The sequence below is a fragment of the Synechococcus sp. GFB01 genome, assembly GCF_001039265.1.
GTDB lineage: Bacteria > Cyanobacteriota > Cyanobacteriia > PCC-6307 > Cyanobiaceae > NIES-981.
In genome coordinates, this window is the sequence record NZ_LFEK01000115.1 from 1 (window position 1) to 1,872 (window position 1,872).

At 72.5% G+C, this 1,872-nt stretch carries 2 protein-coding genes and 1 pseudogene; all 3 read right to left on the bottom strand.

Annotation, left to right across the window (positions count from 1 at the left end):
* On the bottom strand, positions 1-304 hold a 304-nt coding region (locus tag SYNGFB01_RS11180; protein WP_048018090.1), incomplete at its 3' end, for an S-adenosylmethionine:tRNA ribosyltransferase-isomerase.
* Positions 294-1,642: pseudogene (locus SYNGFB01_RS11185) on the bottom strand (dihydrolipoamide acetyltransferase family protein). The gene SYNGFB01_RS11180 and the pseudogene SYNGFB01_RS11185, both read right to left, overlap by 11 nt.
* 91 nt (positions 1,643-1,733) lie before the next feature.
* Positions 1,734-1,872, bottom strand: a 139-nt coding sequence (locus SYNGFB01_RS13430; RefSeq protein ID WP_235300133.1) for a YlqD family protein, incomplete at its 5' end; no start/stop codon positions are given.

The window sequence follows — 1,872 nt, forward strand, 5'->3', positions numbered from 1 at the left end:
CGGGCCGGGGCTGCCAGGGCTCCAGCACCAGCAGCTCCACCGCGCCGCCACTGGGCCGGCGCGCCTCCAGGCGGGCGCGCAGCACCCGCGTGTCGTTCACCACCAGCAGATCGCCGGGCTGCAGCTCCCGCTGCAGATCCCACACGCTCAGGTGGCGGGCATGGGGCGGCGGACCCTCTCCCACGGGATCCACCGCCAGCAGCCTGGCGGCGTGGCGCGGCTCCAGCGGCCGCTGGGCGATGCGCTCGGGCGGCAGCTGGAAGTCGTAGCTGGAGAGCCGCTGGTCGGCCGGATCAGAGGGCAAGACTCTCGGGGCTGGTCTCGATCAGCTGGGCCAGGTCCTTGAGGAAGGCGGCGGCGTGGGCGCCGTAGACCACCCGGTGGTCACAGGTGAGATTCACCTGCATCTGGTTGGCCACCCGGATCGAGCCGTCCTTGCCGGCCACCACGCCGGGCCTGGAGGCGGCGACCGCCAGGATCGCGCCGGTGCCCGGCGGCAGGATCGCGTCAAAGCGGTCCACGCCGAACATGCCCAGGTTGGAGAGGGTGAAGGTGCCGGTGCTGTACTCCTCGGGCTGCAGCTGCTTGCTGCGGGCGCGGGCCACCAGGTCGGCCCAGCTGCGGGCCAGTTCGTAGATGTCGGTGCGGTCGGCGTTGGCCAGCACCGGAGTGATCAGGCCGCCGTCCTCCATGGCCACGGCCACCGCCACATTGACCGCGGCGGGATAGTTCATGGCGCTGCCATCGGCGCTGGTGGCGGCATTCACCTGCGGATGGCGGGCCAGGGTCACGGCCACGGCCTTGGCCAGCAGGGCGGTCATGGTGACGCCCTTGGCCTTGAGCTGCTTGTAGAGAGCGTCGAGCTTGGTGGTGGTGATCGTGTAGCCCACGTGGAAGCAGGGCACCGCCAGGCTGGCGAGCATGTTGCGGTTGACCGCGTTCTGCAGGGTGTTGAAGGGCACGCTCTCACCCGGGCGGCCGAAGGCCTCCCCGGCCGGAGCGGGGGCCTGGGGGGCGGCGCCGTTGCCGCCGGCAGCAACCGCCGCAACCGCCGGGCCGCTGCCCTCGGCCACGCGGGGCACGCTGATCGGCTGGCCGGTGGCGGCGAGCACGTCGTCGGCCTGGATGCGGCCATGGGGCCGCTGCCTCGCAGGGCCCCGAGATCGACACCCAGCTGGCTGGCCAGTTTCCTGGCCCGGGGCGACGCCACCACCCGGCCGCTGGCGGTGGAGGCGGGGGCCACCACCGGGGCCGGAGCCGCAGCCACGGGAGCGGGGGCCGGCCTGGCAGCGGGAGCAGGTGGTGCGGCAGCCGGAGCTGCAGGGGCCGGGGCGGGGGCCGCAGCGGCTGCTGGTGGAGAGGGTGCTGGCGCAGCGGCTGGCGCTGCCGGGGCCGCGGCGGCGGCGGCAGCGATCTCCGCCTCGGTTTCCACGATCAGGCCGATCGTTTCACCCACCGGAGCGGTGCCACCGGCGGGCATCAGCACGGCCGCCAGGAAGCCCTCCTGGAAGGCCTCCACGTCCATATCGGCCTTGTCGCTCTCCACCACCAGCACCGACTCGCCGCGCTCGACGCGGTCGCCCGGCTTCTTGAGCCACTCCACGATCTTGCCCTCCGTCATGGTGGAGGAGAGGGCGGGCATGAAGATTTCGTGGGTGGCCAACGGGTGCACCGCAGCAGTGGAGCGGATTTTACGAGCCCCGGTGCTGCGCCCTCCCGCGCCGGCGACGACCTCAGAGAGAACCTTCGATCGCCTCGATCACGCCGTCGCGCACCAGCACCGCGGCCTGCAGCTTCTCAACCAGGTTGTCGCCCACCTGCACGTCGCAGAAGCTCTCCAGCTGGCCCTGCTCCACGATCTGCTCCATCTCC